The 16,606-nt window shown below is 72.5% G+C and carries 15 protein-coding genes and 1 pseudogene; 5 read left to right on the plus strand and 11 right to left on the minus strand.

The genetic code is table 11. From position 1 onward, the window contains the following. Positions 1 to 543: IS982 family transposase (locus ACIBF5_RS24070; protein WP_396815128.1), on the plus strand; the 543-nt coding region annotated here is incomplete at its 5' end. 21 nt (positions 544 to 564) lie between these two features. On the opposite strand, the gene ACIBF5_RS24075 is transcribed toward ACIBF5_RS24070, so the two are convergent. The 3 genes from ACIBF5_RS24075 to ACIBF5_RS24085 all read right to left on the minus strand — a co-directional run bounded on the left by ACIBF5_RS24075 (position 565) and on the right by ACIBF5_RS24085 (position 3,804). Then, positions 565 to 1,485 carry a DNA-3-methyladenine glycosylase family protein gene (locus tag ACIBF5_RS24075; protein WP_396815129.1) on the minus strand — a complete coding sequence of 307 codons (921 nt, stop codon included), beginning with the start codon at positions 1,483 to 1,485 and terminating at the stop codon, positions 565 to 567. A gap of 329 nt (positions 1,486 to 1,814) precedes the next feature. Then, positions 1,815 to 2,843, minus strand: coding sequence for a Pecanex-like protein 1 (locus ACIBF5_RS24080; protein WP_396815130.1), 1,029 nt, complete (start codon positions 2,841 to 2,843; stop codon positions 1,815 to 1,817). A gap of 28 nt (positions 2,844 to 2,871) precedes the next feature. Next, positions 2,872 to 3,804, minus strand: a complete 933-nt coding sequence (locus tag ACIBF5_RS24085) for a DUF4142 domain-containing protein (protein ID WP_396815131.1) — start codon at positions 3,802 to 3,804, stop codon at positions 2,872 to 2,874. Positions 3,805 to 4,140: 336 nt separating this feature from the next. Here ACIBF5_RS24085 and ACIBF5_RS24090 point away from each other — a divergent pair, with 336 nt between their 5' ends. After that, the gene (locus ACIBF5_RS24090) at positions 4,141 to 5,082 is read left to right on the plus strand and encodes a ferric reductase-like transmembrane domain-containing protein (RefSeq protein ID WP_396815132.1); all 942 of its coding nucleotides are present in this window, start codon (positions 4,141 to 4,143) and stop codon (positions 5,080 to 5,082) included. Next, positions 5,079 to 6,404 (plus strand): NAD(P)/FAD-dependent oxidoreductase, encoded by a 1,326-nt coding sequence (locus ACIBF5_RS24095; protein ID WP_396815133.1) that lies wholly within the window; start codon positions 5,079 to 5,081, stop codon positions 6,402 to 6,404. Before ACIBF5_RS24090 ends, ACIBF5_RS24095 begins: the two co-directional genes overlap by 4 nt. 74 nt (positions 6,405 to 6,478) lie before the next feature. Here the strand turns inward: ACIBF5_RS24095 and ACIBF5_RS24100 are convergent, their stop codons facing one another. After that, a complete protein-coding gene (locus ACIBF5_RS24100) occupies positions 6,479 to 7,132 on the minus strand; it encodes a hypothetical protein (protein WP_396815246.1) in 654 nt (217 codons plus the stop codon). A 208-nt stretch (positions 7,133 to 7,340) separates the two neighbouring features. Between ACIBF5_RS24100 and ACIBF5_RS24105 the strand changes: the two genes are divergently transcribed. Continuing rightward, a complete protein-coding gene (locus ACIBF5_RS24105; RefSeq protein ID WP_396815134.1) occupies positions 7,341 to 7,748 on the plus strand; it encodes a hypothetical protein in 408 nt (135 codons plus the stop codon). 3 nt (positions 7,749 to 7,751) lie between these two features. On the opposite strand, the gene ACIBF5_RS24110 is transcribed toward ACIBF5_RS24105, so the two are convergent. Then, a complete protein-coding gene (locus tag ACIBF5_RS24110) occupies positions 7,752 to 8,498 on the minus strand; it encodes an SDR family oxidoreductase (RefSeq protein WP_396815135.1) in 747 nt (248 codons plus the stop codon). 102 nt (positions 8,499 to 8,600) lie between these two features. Between ACIBF5_RS24110 and ACIBF5_RS24115 the strand changes: the two genes are divergently transcribed. Further along, positions 8,601 to 9,467 carry a helix-turn-helix transcriptional regulator gene (locus tag ACIBF5_RS24115; RefSeq protein ID WP_396815136.1) on the plus strand — a complete coding sequence of 289 codons (867 nt, stop codon included), beginning with the start codon at positions 8,601 to 8,603 and terminating at the stop codon, positions 9,465 to 9,467. A 19-nt stretch (positions 9,468 to 9,486) separates the two neighbouring features. On the opposite strand, the gene ACIBF5_RS24120 is transcribed toward ACIBF5_RS24115, so the two are convergent. From ACIBF5_RS24120 to ACIBF5_RS24145, 6 genes and pseudogenes are all read right to left on the minus strand, one after another. Then, positions 9,487 to 10,254 carry an anti-sigma factor family protein gene (locus ACIBF5_RS24120; protein ID WP_396815137.1) on the minus strand — a complete coding sequence of 256 codons (768 nt, stop codon included), beginning with the start codon at positions 10,252 to 10,254 and terminating at the stop codon, positions 9,487 to 9,489. Then, positions 10,251 to 10,814 (minus strand): annotated as a pseudogene (locus ACIBF5_RS24125) (sigma-70 family RNA polymerase sigma factor); the annotation flags it as partial. The gene ACIBF5_RS24120 and the pseudogene ACIBF5_RS24125, both read right to left, overlap by 4 nt. 252 nt (positions 10,815 to 11,066) lie before the next feature. Next, positions 11,067 to 11,924, minus strand: a complete 858-nt coding sequence (locus ACIBF5_RS24130; RefSeq protein ID WP_396815138.1) for a spermidine synthase — start codon at positions 11,922 to 11,924, stop codon at positions 11,067 to 11,069. A gap of 59 nt (positions 11,925 to 11,983) precedes the next feature. After that, positions 11,984 to 12,958, minus strand: coding sequence for a hypothetical protein (locus ACIBF5_RS24135; protein ID WP_396815139.1), 975 nt, complete (start codon positions 12,956 to 12,958; stop codon positions 11,984 to 11,986). Then, positions 12,955 to 15,453: an AAA family ATPase gene (locus ACIBF5_RS24140; protein ID WP_396815140.1), complete on the minus strand. Its 2,499-nt coding sequence runs from the start codon at positions 15,451 to 15,453 to the stop codon at positions 12,955 to 12,957. The genes ACIBF5_RS24135 and ACIBF5_RS24140 overlap by 4 nt, the downstream gene beginning before the upstream one ends. Further along, positions 15,453 to 16,598 carry an exonuclease SbcCD subunit D gene (locus tag ACIBF5_RS24145; protein WP_396815141.1) on the minus strand — a complete coding sequence of 382 codons (1,146 nt, stop codon included), beginning with the start codon at positions 16,596 to 16,598 and terminating at the stop codon, positions 15,453 to 15,455. Before ACIBF5_RS24145 ends, ACIBF5_RS24140 begins: the two co-directional genes overlap by 1 nt. Positions 16,599 to 16,606: the final 8 nt, after the last annotated feature.

A 16,606-nucleotide genomic window follows, 5' to 3' on the forward strand; every position in this document is an offset into this window, starting at 1 on the left:
TCCAGGCCGACCGTGAAACGGTCTGACCTGGCAGGATGGGCAGGGTACGGCTACTGCGCCTCGCACTCGAGGTTCTTCTGGGGCCTGCGCCTGCACCTGGTCTGCACCCCGTCCGGTCTGCCTGTCGCCTGGGCGCTCGCGACCCCGAAGGTCGACGAGCGGCAGGTCCTGACCGCGATCCTCGAACACGACCCAGACCTCGTCACCGACCGCCCAGGCCTGCTGATCGTGGCCGACAAGGGATACGTCTCCGCCGAGTTGGACCGGTGGCTGACCGAACGTGGGGTCCGGTTGCTGCGACCGTCGTACCGCAACCGCACCCCACGCCCCGGCGAGCACCTACTCAAACCGATCCGCCAGCTCATCGAGTCGGTGAACGACACGTTGAAAGGCCAACTCGACCTCGAACTACACGGCGGCCGGAGCATCGAAGGCGTAGCCGCCAGGGTCGCGCAGCGACTCCTCGCGATGACCGCCGCCATCTGGCACAACCGGACCACCGGCCAACCCGTGACCAGGTCCCTGATCGCCTACGACCACTGACCAGAGATAGGACTTACTCGTCTAGAAGCGGGCGAAGGAGCGCAGCGGCATGCGCGGGCCGAAACGGGGAGCGTGGACGCCGGCGGCGGCCAGCAGGAGGCAGACCCGTCCCCGGTGCCCGCGGAACGGCTCCAGCAGTTCGAGCATCCGGGCGTCGTCCCCGCGCGCCTGCCCAGCCAGCGCCCAGCTCACCATGTTCGGAATGTGGTAGTCGCCCACGCTCACCGCGTCGGCGTCGCCGTAGCCGGTCCGGACCACCTCGGCGGCGGTCCACGGCCCGATCCCGACGATCGCGGTCAACCTCCGGGTCGCCTCGTCCGAGTCGGCGCACCGCTCCAGCCGGTCGGCGACCGCCGCGGCCCGACGTAGCGTCTCGGCCCGGCGCTGCTCGACCCCGAACGGATGGAACACCCAGTACGGGGCGGACGCCAGCGCGGCCGGTTCCGGCGGGGTCCAGAGCGCGGACACCGGCCCCGGGGCAGGGGTGCCGAAGTGCCGGACGGTGGCCGCGTAGCCCCGGAACGCCTCCGTGCCGGTGACCTTCTGTTCCATGATCGTCCGAAGCAGTCGGGGAAAGACCTGCCCGGTACGGGGGATCCGCAGTCCCCGGTGGGCGTGGGCCAGCTCGGCCACCACCGGGTGGGTGGCGGCCAGCGCCGCGAACCCCGTCAGGTCGTCACGGAGTCCGGCGATCGCGTCGGCCCGGTCGAGCACCCACGGGGCACCGGGGCCGTAACCGGTCGCCAGCAACTCCCCGCCGGTACGCCGCAGCGCGAGCGTCGCCGGCCCGTCCGGCGTACGGGTGGCCCACCAGAACGCGCCGTCGACAAAACGGGCACACGGGTCGTGGTTACCCATGGCGAGCAGTCCGACGGAGGCGGCCAGATGGTAGCCGTCGGGCGGGCGGAGGGTCCGCGTCGCCGCTGCTGCCGTTTCGGTCACCCGTTCACTCTGCCACGCTCCGTCGTCCGCGAAGGGCCCGGGCGATCCCGGGCTGACCTGGGCGAACACCGAAACCTGGGCGAACACCGAAACCTGGGCGAACATCGGAAACGGGAAGGCACCGGGACGCCCGTGCGCGTCCCGGTGCCGGTCTTGCCCGGAGCAGGTCGGCTGACCTGGCAGTGGTGCGCCGTCCTTCCTTGTCCGTCCGCTCGGTCGCGGGTCAGCCGTGGGATGGGTGGGGGACCTGATGACACACCGGTCGTGGAGGGGTGACTGACGGTGTGCCCACCTGCTCCGGGAAGTCGTTCCCGTCCGTCGATGGTCGGCTACCGGGTGACGGTCAACCGGATCACGTCGAAGGCGGGGATCTGGTTCGCCCGCTGCATCATCGGCACCCGGTGTGAACCGTCGCCGGCCCAGGAGGCGCACTGCGCCTCACCGGCGGCAGGCAGACCGGGCACGGTCACCGTGACCTCGTCGGCCTGGGCGCCACCCTTGCCGTCCTCGGTCGCCACGAAGAACGCCGGCACCGGCGCCGGGTCCGGTGCGCTCCGGTCGCTGGTCAGCATCCGACAGGCGGTGTGGAAGTGGCCACGGACCAGGCCGTCCTCGGTCAGGAACGAGCTCTCCTTGTAGTAGCCGCCCTGACCGGCCGCGAGGAACCGGTCCCGGACCAGGTTGCGGGTGCTGACCCGGATCGTGAACGACTGGTTGATCCGGACTCGGCGCGGCGCCTGGGTGATCAGCAGCGACGGGTTGTCCTCGGCGGTGCCGACCTCACCGAACTCGGTGCTGACGCAGCGGTCGCCGTTCTGGAAACCGTCGTGCGGCTGCTTCCGGCTCTGCTCGCAACTGTTGCCGAGGATCTCCAGCGGGGCGCCCGGGTTGGCCGGGTTGCCGACCGGGGGAGCGCTGCTCGACGTACCGGGGCGGGGGGTGCAGTTGCGACCCCGGTTGCGGTCCTGCTGACGGTTCTGCGAGCCGGCGATCAGCGGCTCCTGCCCGTCGCCGGGGTGCTGGATCGAGCCGTGGTCGTGGTAGGCCGCCGCGGTGTTGGAGGGGTTCGGCACGCCGCCGGTGGGGGCCGGGCTGCCGGGGTTGAGGGTGGCCGCCGGTGCGCTCGCCCCGGGAGAGGCGCTCGCCCCGGGGGGTGTCGTGGGCCGGGCGGGGGTGGTCGCCGGCGGGCAGAAGTTGTTACGGGGGCGCCAGCCGAGCGTGCCCGCGGAGGAGACCTGGGTGACCGCGACGATTCCGCCGAAGACGACCAACGTGGAGAGTACGGCGATCAGCCGGGTACGGCGGGGCGGTCGGTTCGACCGGCGCTGCCGAGAGCTGCGGGCGGGGGTGTCGTTCACGTGGAGCACCTCTTCCTTCGAGGGTTGATCAGCGGGGGCGGATCAGGCGGACCATGCTGTAGGCACCGGCGATCAGCGCGGCCAGCAGCACGAGCCAGACGACGGTCGGGTTGACGCCACCGGTGGCGGCGCGGGTGTCGACTCCACTGAGGAGCGAGCCGGTGCCGCCCACGACGGCCGCTGCCGCGGCGGCCGGGGCGGGGGCGGGGGGCAGCGGAAGCCGTTCGTAGTCGACCAGGCCGGTGCTCTCCAACAGCGTGATGTGGGTGAGGACGAACGCGTTGGCCTGTGCGGCGAGTTCGCGGACGACCTCGTTCCGGGTGCCGGCGCGTACGGCGCCGATCGCCGGGAAGATCTTGCCGTGGGCCGCCCGCAGCCGCTCCACGAAGACCAGGTCGAACTGGGGGCCGGTGGCGCGCTGCATCTCCGCCAGCCAACCCTTCTGTTCGGGGGTCGGTTCGGTGGGCAGGGCCACGCCGAGCTTGGCCGCCGCCTTGTTCACCAGGTCGTCCAGGGTCATGTGCTGCGGGCCGATCTTGCCGCCGACCTCACGGACCCTGGTGGACGCGCCCTTGGCGACCGCCATGTCGCTGGCCGGCATCTCCCAGAGCCCGGCCAGCTTGACCTTGACCAGCAGGTCCCGGTCGGCTGGCCCGACCGGCCCGGCGGCGGACGCCTTGGCGGGCATCTCCGCGAGCGGATTCGGCACCTCGCCGCTGACCGGGCCGCCCGACGGGTGCGCGGCCACCGGTCCGTACACCAGTGCCGGTGGCACCGCGTGTGCCGGCATCGGCTGGGGCGCCCGTACCGGCTGGGCCTGCGTCGACTGGCCGCCGAGCACGGCGGCCGAGGCCGCCACCGGGGCGCCGAGCACGCCGCCGAGCAGCGCACCCGCAATTCCGGTGATCAGCGCAAACGGCCAGTTCGATCCGCTCCGGGAACGTGGCGGTGCGGTCGACATGGGCTCACCTCCCCCTGACAATCAACAAATCTTCGACTGCCCGGAAACCGTACGGATCGCATTGTCCAACCGTCAATCCGGGGTCAACAAGATAGGGAACTCTTAGGTCTTACTTAACAGGAACTTATGTTGGCGAAGGTCAACCGCAAGCATCGGCCGTTCGACTGGTGGGTGCGGTTCAATGCCCAGGCCACAAGGATGGTCAGGGTCGCCTTGACTTTTGCGCCCGGGCTACCATACTGGCTGGTAGCCCAGATTCATATAGACACCAGGCGTTGGGTTGGTTTCCCTCTGTAACTCTCGACCGGTGCCACCCGGAATAGGAGGACCGCAGGCGTGCGTAGTGCGCAGGAAAGCGTGCATCTCATCGCCGCGACCGTGGGATTTATTTCATTCTTCCTGCTCTGGCTCGCGGTGCTGTCCGGCCTGGTCCTGCGCAACGGCTGGGCGCTCACCCGGATACGACACTCGACCGCTCATGCCACGCACTCCACGATCGCCCTGCTCGGGCTCTGCCTCGGGCTCGTGCACGGCTTTGCCCAGCTCGCGTCCCCCGGTGGCCCGGTCCGGCTGGTCGACCAGTTCGTCCCCTTCCTCAACCCGACCGACCCGATCGGCATCGGCGTCGGCACGGTGGCGCTGGAACTGATGGTGGCCACCACGCTCTCCGTACTGGTCCAGAGGCGGCTGGGATACACCCGGTGGCGGGCGCTGCACGCGTTGACGTACGTCGCGTTCATGCTGCTCGTCGCACACGTGCTGATCTCCGGATCGGATGTCGGGCCGCCCGTCGTCTGGGGCAGCGTGCTGGTGGCCTGGCTCTCCACCGTGGCGGTGTGGATCACGACCACTCCGTGGATCAGTGACCTCCGCCGTGACCTCGGCGACCGGTTCACCTCCCGCCGACACGGGCAGGAGATCGCCGTCGACGTGGACGCGAACCGGTGCGCCCGGTTCGGCTTCTGCGAACACGAGGCACCGGACGTCTTCACTCTGCGCGGTGACGGACGGCTGGCGTACAAGGCCATGGTGTCGGGCGACCAGACCAACGCGGTGCTCCGTGCCGTCGAGGTCTGCCCGGCGCGGGCGATTACCCTCAACCGGGTGCCGACCACCGTGCTCACCCCGCTGCCGGTCGAGCGGGATCCCGATGTGGACGCAGACACCGGGATCGACCGGCCCACCCGCGCCGGACGCCGTCCCCGGCCCCGTCCCGGCCCCGGGTCCGTGCCCTCGGCCAGCGGCACGGGGGTGCACCGACGCGACGGTGGGTCGTGAGGCGGCGACGTGCGCCACGCTCGGCGTACGACCGGGTGGTGGTGGTCGGCGCGGGTCGGGCCGGAGTGGCCGCCGCCGAGGAACTGCGCCGCGCCGGTTTCCGTGGCGAGGTACGGGTGCTCGGCGACGAACCGGGCGCCCCGTACGACCGACCGGCCTGCTCGAAGGGACTGCTCACCGGAGACCGGCGCCCCAGCGACGTACGGATGCCGGTGCTCGACGGCGCCGAGATCGACTGGCACCTCGGCCGTCGGGCGGTGCACCTCGACCCGGACGCCCGGATCGTCACCACCGACACCGGTGAGCGCTTCGGATACGACGGACTGGTGATCGCCACCGGTGCCCGAGCCGCGTTGCCGCGCGACTGGCCGGAGGGCGAGCCGGGGCTGCACACCCTGCGCACGCTCACCGACGCCTGGGCGCTGCGCGGTGCCCTGCGCGACGCCCAGCGGGTGGTGGTGATCGGGGCCGGGCTCACCGGCTGCGAGGTCGCGTCCGCCGTCCGCACCCTGGCCCGCGACTGCGTACTGGTCGACTCGTCGCCGTACGTCCTCGGCCGTGCCGTCGGTGAGACGGTCGGCCGCCTGGTCACCAAGGAGGTGGCCCGCGACGGGGTGCAGTTGCGGCTCGGCCGTCGGGTCACCGGCCTGAACCGGCGTCGCCGAGGCTGGCTGGTGGAGCTCGACGACGGCGACGAACTCCTCGCCGACCTGGTCGTGACCACCACCGGGGAGCGACCCGACGTCGACTGGCTCGACGGTACCGGGATCGACGTCAGCGACGGGGTGCGCTGCGACGAGAGCCTGCGGGTGCTCGGCGTCGAGGGCGTGGTCGCCGCCGGCACCGTCGCCCGCTGGCCGAACCTCCGTTACTCCGCCCGGCCGCGCCGGTACGGGCAGTGGATCGCGGCACTCCAGCAGGGGCGAGCCGCCGCGCACACCCTGCTCGCCGGTGATCGCGAGGTGCCGCCGGTGACCGTGGTGCCGAGGTTCTGGTCCGACCAGTACGGGCTGCGCATCCAGGTCTGCGGCGAGCTTCCCGAGCACGCCGAGGTGATGGTCACCGAGTTGCGACCCGGTCGTCGGGACGTGGCCCGGGCCGGTGTGCTGGTCGGCTACCACGATGACGGCCGACTCGTCGGTCTGGTCGCGGTCAACGCGCCGCACGCCTTCACCTCCATCACCCGATCCATGCTCGCCACCACCACGGTCACCGTGCCGACCCGCGCCACCGCACCGGTCACCGCGACCGCCGCCGTACCGGCCGCCGCCGAGGTGCCGGTTCCCGCGTCGGCCGCCCGGCGGCTCGCCGAGGCGAGCTGACCGGGAACGTCCCCCGGGCGCCGGCCGGCCGCGCCCGTACGGCAACGGCCGGCCGACGCGTCGGGGGCCACCGGTCAGTACGAGTACGCGTCGCCGCCGGTGCTCTCGGCGGCACCGCCCTCGCCCTCGACCGGCGGCGGGGGAACCGCCTTCGGGGTGCCCTCGGGCAGGCAGCTCAGGTTCTTCTTGCCGTCGGGGGCGACGACGAACCAGGTACCACCGACGCCCTGGCCCTTCCACTGGCCCGGCTTCAGGTCGCCGACGTAGCGGTAGAGCGGCCAGCCGCCGAGGGTGAGCTGACGGGTGCCGTCCTCCCGGGTCACCTCGCCGACCTTTTCCTCCTCGACACCGGTCAGTTCGGTGTTGCCGTCGGTCACCGCCGGCGGCCAGACCCGGGCGCAGTCACCATTACAGTTCGTGGTCGGCGGATTCGCCGAGTCCTTGTCGAACCGGTAGAGGATCCAGCCCTTCTGGTCGGTTACCACCGAGCCCATTTTGGCGACCTTCTTGGCGATCAACTGCGTGGTGAGAGGGACGTTCGCCGGGGGCTTGGCCGGAGACGCGGAGGCTTCGGGAGTGGGCGAAGCCGCAGCCGCCACCTCGGCATTCGCCACCGGCTCCGGGTCGGCGGCCTGGGTTCCGTCGTACCCGGCCGGAGCGCAAGCCGTCAGGGCGGCGATCGCGGTCATTGCAGCCAGCGTGCTCGCAACGGTGACGGTTCGCTTCATCAGTGCCACGTGTCCTCCTCAGCTTGGCTGGTCACCCGGAAGTACGGGGAGTCGCGCCGAGCGGATGAGTGATTCACCGTGGACAATTTCACAGCAGGTGGGTTGAACTGTCGCGCGCGATTTCCCGTACCGCGGCGCGCGGCGGGGCGCGGACCACCACGCCGGTGCGGGGGTGACGAGGGAGGGCCCGGATCGGTAGCGTCCCAGCATGCTCAACCTCACCCGTGACGATCTGCTGGCCGGTTTCACCGCCGCCCAGCCGTACACCATCGAAGCCGTCGCCGACGCTCCCAGCTCGCCCGGCGTGCACGTGGTCGTCGACGGTGGCGCGGTCGTCTACGTCGGCTGGACCGGCAACCTGCGGCGCCGGCTCCGCCAGCACCTCACCGGCAGCCGCGGCTCGTCGCCACTGCACGACCAGGTCGGCCAGATTCTCGACACCCCGGGCAGTGCGGCGCCGGCCGCCGACATCGCCGAGTGGCTCGGCCGCTGCACGGTCCGCTGGCAGGAGACCGAGAACCCCGGGGGTACGAAGGACGCGCTGGTCGTGGCGTTGCACCCGTGCTTCAACCGGCAGGTGCCCCGGCAGCGCAGGGCACCCGCCGGTCGGGTCTGACAGCTACCAGGGCAGCACGCCGTACGAGCCGTCCGTCAGGTAACCCCACAGCAGTCCACTCGGCCCGTCCCCGGGCAGGGTGGCCAGGTGCACGCTCACCTCGGCCCCCTGCTCCGAGGTACGGAACCCGCTGTGGTGGTTCAGGTCGGTCGCGCAGTAACCGGGGTTCGCCGCGTTCACCTTGACCACCGTGTCCCGCAGCTCCTTCGCGTACATGGCGGTGACCATGTTGAGCGCCGTCTTCGACGACGGGTACGGCACCGAGGTGAGCGGGAACAGCGGGTTCGTCGGGTCGGTCATGACCCCGATCGAGCCGACCTCGCTGGAGACGTTCACGATCCGGGCGCCCGGCGCGGCCAGCAGCAGGGGCAGCACCGCGTTGGTGACCGCGACGACGCCGAAGACGTTCGTCTCGTACACCGTCCGCAGGGTCGCCAGCGTCGTCTCACTCGGCAGCGCGCTCCCGTCGGCCCGGACGATCCCCGCGTTGTTCACCAGTACGTCCAGGTGGCCGTACCGGTCCTCGATCCACGTCGCGGCGCCGGCCACCGACTCCTCGTCGGTGACGTCCAGCGCCACGGTGTGCGCGTCGGCGCCGCCGTCGCGCAGCGCCCGCTCGGCCTCCCGGCCCCGTTCCGGATCACGGGCCCCGACCAGCACGGTGAAGCCGCGTCCGCCGAGCTGCCGGGCGGTGGCGAATCCGATTCCCTTGTTCGCCCCGGTGATCAGGGCGGTCATCTTCGTGGTCATGGGAGCGAGCCTGTCGACCGGCGCGGCCGGGCGGGAGAGACCGGCCGAGGCTGGTACCGCCGGTACCACCCACCCCGCCGCCGGTTGGGGCACCCTTGGCTGATGGGTGGGGTGGATGCGGGGGCCGGACCGCGGCGCGACGAACTGGCGGCGTTCCTGCGGAGCCGACGGGCGCGGCTGCGCCCGCGCGACGTCGGGCTGCCCGACGGCATCCGACGCCGGACGCCGGGGCTGCGCCGCCAGGAGGTGGCCCAGCTCGCCGGCATGTCGATCGACTACTACATCCGGTTGGAGCAGCGTCGGGGCCCGCACCCGTCCCGGCAGGTGCTGATGGCGCTGGCCCGGGCGCTGATGCTGAACCGGGACGAACGCGCCTACCTGTTCCAGATCGCAGGCGAGAGCGCGCCCGCGACGACGGGTCCGAGCCGGGAGGTGGCCCCCGGCGTACGGCACCTGATCGACGCGATGACCGAGACACCGGCGTACGTCGTCGACGCCAAGTACGACGTGCTCGCCTGGAACCGGTTGGCGGTCCACTTCGTCGGCGACCTCGACACGGTGCCGACCGCTGACCGGAACATGATCCGCTGGATGTTCCGTGGGCACGACTCGGACCGGCACTGGGACGACCCCGACACGCTGCGGTTCGTACGCGGTTCGATCGCGGACCTACGTGCCGCGTACGGGCGCTACCCGGGGGACCGGAGCATCGAGGAACTGGTCACCGAGCTGCTCGGCACCTCGCCCCGGTTCGCTCGGTTCTGGGCCGACCACGAGGTGGAGGTCCGCCGAAGGATCGTGAAGCGGGTGCCGCACCCCGAGTTCGGGCCGCTGGAGTTCGAGTGCCAGATGCTGCACGTACCCGACGCCGACCAGCGGATCATCGTCTACGTGCCGGAGCCGGGTTCGCCCACCCAGGCGGTGTTCCGACGGCTCGCCGACCGGGTCGGGCAGTCCCCCGGAGCCTGAGGCCCCGGGGGTCGGACGGCTACAGGGGAACGGTCACCAGCGCGGTCGGCGTTCCCTTCGCGTCGACCGCCTGCACCTGCATCCGGTCGATGTCGGTCCGCTGCGCCGACGTGGTGCTCTGCAACAGCAACGGCTCCGGGTGGGCCGGGGTGCCGTAACCCTCCGGTGGCACGGTCCAGCTCGACAGCACCTCGGGGTCGCCGTTCTTGCGCAGCACCACCAGCCGGCAGGTACGCGGACCGGTGAGGTTGCTCAGCGCGAACGACACCTGGGTGCCGAACGGCCGGGCGTCCAGCAGCAGATCCGCCTTCACCCCGGTGTCCTTGTCGGTCACGGTCAGCTTCTCCGCGTCGGCCATCTCGGGGCCGCCGAACCCACCACCGGTGAACGGCGAGGTCGACGGGACCGGCAGTGCGTTGTTGTTGGTGGCGTTGTTCGTGCCGCCGACCCAGCTCGCCCCGGCGACCAGGGCCAGGCCGCTCAGCAGTGCCACCACGACCACGCCCGCGGCGAGGCTGAGGACCCGCTGCTTGCGGGCCCGGCGCCGGTCGAGGCTGACGACGTTCAACGCCCGGGTGACGAGCTGGTCGTTGGCGGTGGACCGCTCCATCACCGCGAGGTCGTCGCCGTCGACCTCGGCGAGCAGGTCGACCACCGGCAGCATCGATTCCAGTTCGCCGGCGCAGGCCCAGCAGTCGGCCAGGTGCTCCTCGAACCGTAGGGTGTCCTCCTCGTCGAGCACACCGAGGGCGTACGAGGCGACGTCGAAGTGATCGGACCGGCTCATTCGGTCACCCCCCGCTGTTGCAGCGCGGTCCGCAGGGCGCGTAGCGCGTAGTAGACCCGGGACTTGGCGGTGCCCAGTGGCAGCCCCAACTCCTCGGCGGCTTCCGGCACCGTACGGCCCCGGAAATAGGTCGCGACCAGGATTTCCCGGTGCGAGTCGCTCAGCGTGCGGAGTGCGTCGGTAACCGTCATCAGGCGGAGCACCCGTTCGGTTTCGTCAGCTTCGGAGAATGTTTCCAGATCACGGTCGTACGTTTCCGCTGGCCGGGCCTGACCGCTTCGGTGTTCGTCGATGACGATTCGTCGGGCGACGGTGACCAACCAGGGCCGCAGGGACGTCTGTCCCTGGGCACCGAGCCGGTGCGCGTTGCGCCAGGCACGCAGCAGCGTCTCCTGTACGACGTCCTCGGCCCGTTGCCGGTCCCCGCCGGTGAGGCGGAGCACGAACATCAGCAGAGGGCCCGCATGCTGCTCGTACAGAAGCCGAACCAAATCGTCCGAACGGTTGGCCTCGGCTGATCCGGATTGGTGGCGGCCGGTAGCCGATCGTGGCGTCACGCGCCCATCATTGCCGGCCGCGTTTCGGACGTCGATACCGCCCCCGGCATCAATTTCTCTTCGCGGTCGGGGTACGCGCACCCAGTCCGCCCGGACCAGATCGGCAGGCCGCTCTTCGGTCACCGTACGCATTCACCCCTCCGCTTCCCGTCATCAGGCACCGAGGGGTACGGATTCCGTCCGGCAACGGATCAAACAATTTTTCTTCCGGCTCCGGCCCGGGTGCGGCGGTTGCGCCCACTCAGCCGGTACAGGTCACCCGGCGACGCCGAAGGCGCCGGCCGGGGGCGGGGCGGAGGCCGTGGCGGTGGCGTCCACCACCACCTTGGCCCCGCCGGCGAAACGATCGAGTTCGTCATCGGCGAGGACACGGCCGGGGAACCAGTCACCGGCCGCGCGACGGGTCAGTTCGGCCACCGGTGGGGCCACCCGGCCGGCGACCAGCACCAGGTTGCCGAACCGCCGGCCGCGCAACACCGCCGCATCGGTGACCAGGCAGACCATCGGCAGCACCGAGCCGACGGTGGCGACCTGCGCGCGTACGTGCCGCAGGTCGCCACCGTCGGCGACGTTGACCAGGTAGGTGCCGGCCGGCCGGAGCACCCGGGCCACCTCGCCGGCGAACTCCACCGAGGTCAGCCGGGCGGGAGTTCGGGCACCGGCGAAGACATCCGCGATGACCACGTCGTAGGAGTCGTCCGGGGAGGACTCCAGGGCCTGCCGGGCGTCCGCCACCCGTACCTTCAGCCGGGCCTGCGGGGGCCAGGGCAGTTCCCGCCGGACCAGTTCGACCAGGGCGGCGTCGACCTCGACCACCCGCTGGGTGGAGCCGGGGCGGGTCTGGGCGACGTACCGGGGCAGGGTCAGCGCGCCGCCGCCGAGGTGCAGCACCCGCAGCGGCTGCCCGGCCGGGGCGATCAGGTCGATCGCGGCGGCCATCCGACGGACGTACTCGAATTCGAGGTGGGTCGGGTCGTCCAGGTCGACGTGCGACTGCGGTGCGCCGTCCAGGTGGAGCGTGAACGCGCGCGGCCGGTCGGGATCGGGCACCAGTTCGGCGAGGCCGGTGTCGACCCGTACGGCAAGTCGGTCCGGACCTCGTTTACGTGCCATGGCGACCAGTATCGCCGGTCAACCGGTAGCGGGCCGTCGACCATGGTCAGGATCACCGGTCAGCGGGACGCCCGCCCGGCGGCCACGGTCAGCGTCCGGTGCAGCAGCCGGGCGTCGCCGAGCAGGGCCCGCAGCCGACGTTCCAGGCCGGCGATCGGGATCAGGTTCTGCGGCGCACGCGGGTCCTTGTACGGGGACGAGGCGAACCGGGGCAGGGTCACCAGGGACCGGTCGGCGAGCCCGACCGCCTCCGACGGATCCAGTTCGGCGGAGCACTCGACCCGGACCACACCGGCCCACGGGGCACCGGCGGTGCCCGGCAGACGCAGATACCAGGAGTAGCCGCCCCAGGCGGTGCCGAGCTTGAACACCGGTGACCGTTCGCCGGGCGCCAGCCCGGTGACCACGGCGGTGAGCCGGGCGTCGAGATACTGGCTGTGCTGGGTCTTGATGTAGCCGATCGCACGCGGCAACTGGCGCCGGTTACGCAACGGACCGTCGACCACCAGCAGGTCGTCGTCGCTGCGGGCGGCGCCGGAGACCTCGACCTCCAGCGCGGTCAGCGGACCCTGCACGGCGGCCGGCAGCTTGCTCAGCTCGCCGGTGCCGCTGACCCGGTGCAGCGAGTAGCGGACCTGCCCGGCGACCACGTCCCCGGCGGACGGGCTGGCGGTGAAGAGTCCCCGGGCGACCCGGGCACCGGCCAGTTCGGCCGCCCCACGCCGCAGGTCGCAGCGGACCACCCCGGCGGCGTACGAGGCGGCGATGCCGGGGTAGGAGGCACCGTCGTGTTCCCGGGTCCAGACGCTGGCGTCGATCCGGCGTACCCCGTCGACGAGCAGCACCACGTCCGGTGGGCGCAGCCCGTCCGGCGGGGCGACCGCGCGCCACTGGTCGGCCGGCATCTCGACGCTCGGGTCGACCTGGGCGCTGCTCGGTGTCGCCGGCCCGCCGGCCGCCTCGAACGAGGCGCCGTACGAGGGGTCCCAGCCGTCGACGAAGAGCCGGGGCGGGGGCGCGTCGGGACTGGTCATCCGACCCGCTCCACCCTGGCCGTACGCGCGTCCTTGCGGATCTCGTACCGGACCGGCACCCGTTCCGCCAGGGCCGGTACGTGGGTCACCACGCCGACCATCCTGTCCCCTCGGGCGGCGAGTGTCTCCAGGGTCGCCGCCACGGTGTCCAGTGTGGCCACGTCCAGGGTGCCGAATCCCTCGTCGAGCAGGATCGACTCCAGGCTGGCGGTGGTGGTGGAGAGGCCGGCGAGCTGCTCGGAGAGGGCGAGCGCCAGGGCCAGGGACGCCTGGAAGGTCTCCCCGCCGGAAAGCGTGCGTACGCCCCGGCGCAGCCCGGCGTCGTGCTGGTCGATGACGGAGAACTCGCCCTTGTCGTGGCTGAGTTCGTACTGCCCGCCGGTGAGTTCCCGCAGGATCCGGGAGGCCCCGTCGACCAGCAGGTCGAGTGCCTCGGCGAGCAGCCAACGTTCGAAGTTGTTGGCCCGCAGGTGCCCGGCGAGGGAGCGGGCGGTCCGGGCGGCGTTCTCGTGCTCGACCCGCTTCGCGGTGAGCGCCTCGGCCTGCTCGCGCCGCTCGGTGAGGCGCCGTACCTCCGCTTCGGCCGCCACCACCGCGACCGCCGCGGCGGCGACCGGGTCGGACGCGGATCCGCCCGCCGCACCGCCGGTGATGCGGTGCACCCCGGCGTCGGCGAAGAGCGCGTCGATGCCGGCGGCGACGGTCTCGGTGGCGGCCCGCGCCTGCGTGACCGAGGCCGCGGCGTCGACCCGGTCGGCCCGGCGACGCTCCGCCTCCCGGGAGGCCCACTCCCGCAGGTGGGCCCAGGCGGCGGCGAGGTCGTCGCGGTCGGCGGCGGGTGGGCCGAGCCGGGCGATCCGGTCCCTGGCCGTGTCGAAGTCCCGACCGGCGAGCCGGACGCGTTCCTCGGCCGTCTCGACCCCGACCCGGGCCCGCCGGGACGCCTCGCGGGCGGTCCGCACCGCCGTGCCGGCCTGGTCGAGCTGCCCCCGCAACCGGTCCAGGGTGGCGAGTTCGCGGCGCAGGGCGGCCGGGCCGGGCGAGTCGGCGAGCCGGCCGTCGAGTTCGGCCAGGGCGGCGGCGAGCTGGTCGTGGCGGGCCCGCGCCCGGTCCAGGTCACGCTCCAGCGCGCGGGCCGCCCGGTCCCGTTCGGTGAGAAGCTTCGCGGCGGCGTCGGCGGCGGTCCGGGCGGCGTGGCCGGCGGCCTCGGCGGCGGTCACCGCCGAACCGGCCGGCAGCGCCGGCACCACGTGCACCTCCTGCTCGCAGACCGGGCACGGTGCCCCCGCGCTGAGGTGACCGCGCAGCGCGGCGGCCCGGTCGGCGGTCTGCGCCTCCTGGTACGCCCGGCGGGCCGCCTCCAGTTCGGTGTCGGCCCGTGCGGCGGCGGCCCGTACCTGGTCGAGTGCGGCTACCGCCTGCGCGTGTTCGGCCTCGGCGGTGGCCAGCCCGCCGCCGAGCGACTCCGCCTCGGCGGCCACCCGGTCCCGTTCGGTGTGTGCCTGGAGCAGCAGCCGCAGCGTGGTGGCGTCCCCGGTGGCGGCGAGCTCGCCGCGTACCTTCTCCTCGGCCTCCTCGGCGAGCGTGACCGCCGACGCGGTCTCGGCCGCGGCGGCGCGTGCGTCGACCACCGCACGGGTGACGGCGGCGACGTCGGCCGGCGGGTGGATCCGGTCGAGTTCGGCGAGTTCGTCGTCGAGGGCGGTGAGTCGGCCGGCCGCGGCGTCCGCCGCCGCGCGGGCCCGGTGCAGTTCGGGTACGGCGGCCCGGACGTCCGCGTCGAGCCGGCGCATCGCGTCGAGGTGTGCGGTGGCGGCGGCGAGGGTCTGCTCGTCGGCGTCGGTGAGCCCGTGCAGCACCTGGTCGACGGCGGCGAGTCGCGCCTCCGCCGCCACCGCGCGGGCCGTCGCCGCCTGCTGGACCTTCTGGTAGACGCCGAGGCCGAGCAGGTTGACCAGGATCTCCTGCCGGGCGGCCGGTTTGGCGTGCAGGAAGTCGGCGAACTGCCCCTGCGGCAGCACCACACAACTGGTGAACTGCTCGTACGGCAGGCCGACCGCGGTCAGCACCGCCGCCTCCATCTCGGCCGGGGTGCCGGCGATCACCTCGCCGAGATCCTCCGGGCTCATCCCGGTGTCGAGTTTGGTCACGTCGAAGCCGTCGGGCATCAGTTGCAGCCCGGCGTTGCCGGTCTTCACGTTGCCCCGGCTGTCCCGCCGGACCACCCGGGTCGCCACGTAGCGGGCACCGGCGGAGTCGAAGACCAGTCGGACCCGGGCCTCCACGGCGGACGGGGCGAGCGCGTTGGCGATGCCCCGGGTGCCGCCCCAGCGGGGCACGGTGCCGTAGAGGACGAAGCAGATCGCGTCGAGCACCGTCGACTTGCCCGAACCGGTCGGCCCGACCAGGGCGAAGAAGTCGGCGTCGGTGAAGTCGATGGTGGTGGGTTCACGGAAGACGGTGAAGCCTGCCAGGTCGAGCCGGAGCGGACGCACTACCCGCCCACCTCCTCGTACAGCTCGTCGAACAGGTCGCGTACGTCGTCGGCTTCCGGCTCCCGGCCGTCCAGGTAGTCGCCGAAGAGTTCACGCGGGGAGCGGCCGGCCCGGGGCGCCGCCCGGGTACGGCTCGCGGCGGCGAGCAGCTCCGGGTCCACCCGTACCTCCAGGGCACGGGGGAGCAGCGCCTGCACCTCCTCGCGCAGCCCGGCTCGGGGCGTCTCCCGTACGTACACCCGCAGCCAGCCCTCCGGTGGTGCCAGTTCGGCCAGTTCGGCCAGGGTGCCTCGGACGGTACGCAGCGGTGCGGCGGCGGTGATCGGCACCTGACGTACCTTGGCGGCGGTGCTGGTGGTCACCTCGACGATGGTGACCGAGGGGTGGTTCTCCTCCTCGCCGAAGTCGATCGCCAGCGGGCTGCCGCTGTAGCGGATCGGCGCCGGGCCGGGCACCTGCTGGGACCGGTGCAGGTGGCCGAGGGCGACGTAGTGGGCGTTGGTCGGGAAGACCGTCGCCGGAACCGCGTAGCCGAGCACGGTCTGCGACTCCCGCTCGCCGCCGCCGGTGGTCGCGCCGACCACCGTCAGGTGGGCGGTGACCAGGTGCACCCGGTCCGGTTCGGTGAAGCTCTCGGTGAGCCGCCGGAACAGCCGTCCGATGTGGTCGGCGTAGGTCTGGTTCGCCTCGGCGGCGGTCAGCTCGTACATCTCGGTGGCGCGGACCGCGTACCGCTGGGAGAGGAACGGCAGCGCGACCAGCCGCCACCGTTCGCCACCGTCGGTCACCCCGTCGACCAGGTGCTCGTCCGGGCTGTCCCGGACACTGCCGCGCAGCGCCACCCCGGCCGCGTCGGCCCAGGGTCGCAACGCGTCCAGTGCCGGGCCGTTGTCGTGGTTGCCGCCGACCGCGACGACCTGCGCCCCGGTGGCGCGCAGCGCGGTCAGCGCACGGGTGACCAGCCGGGTCGCCTCCGGGGTGGGCGCGGCGGTGTCGTAGAGGTCACCGGCGACGATGACCAGGTCGGGGCGCTCGGCGCGGGCGACCTCGACCAACTGGGCGAGCACGGCCACCTGCTCGGCGACCCGCGACTGTCCCTTGAGGACCTTGCCGATGTGCCAGTCGGAGGTGTGCAGGATCTTCACGGGGGGTC

The organism is Micromonospora sp. NPDC050417 (genome assembly GCF_044458865.1).
In the GTDB taxonomy this organism is placed as follows: Bacteria; Actinomycetota; Actinomycetes; order Mycobacteriales; family Micromonosporaceae; genus Micromonospora_G.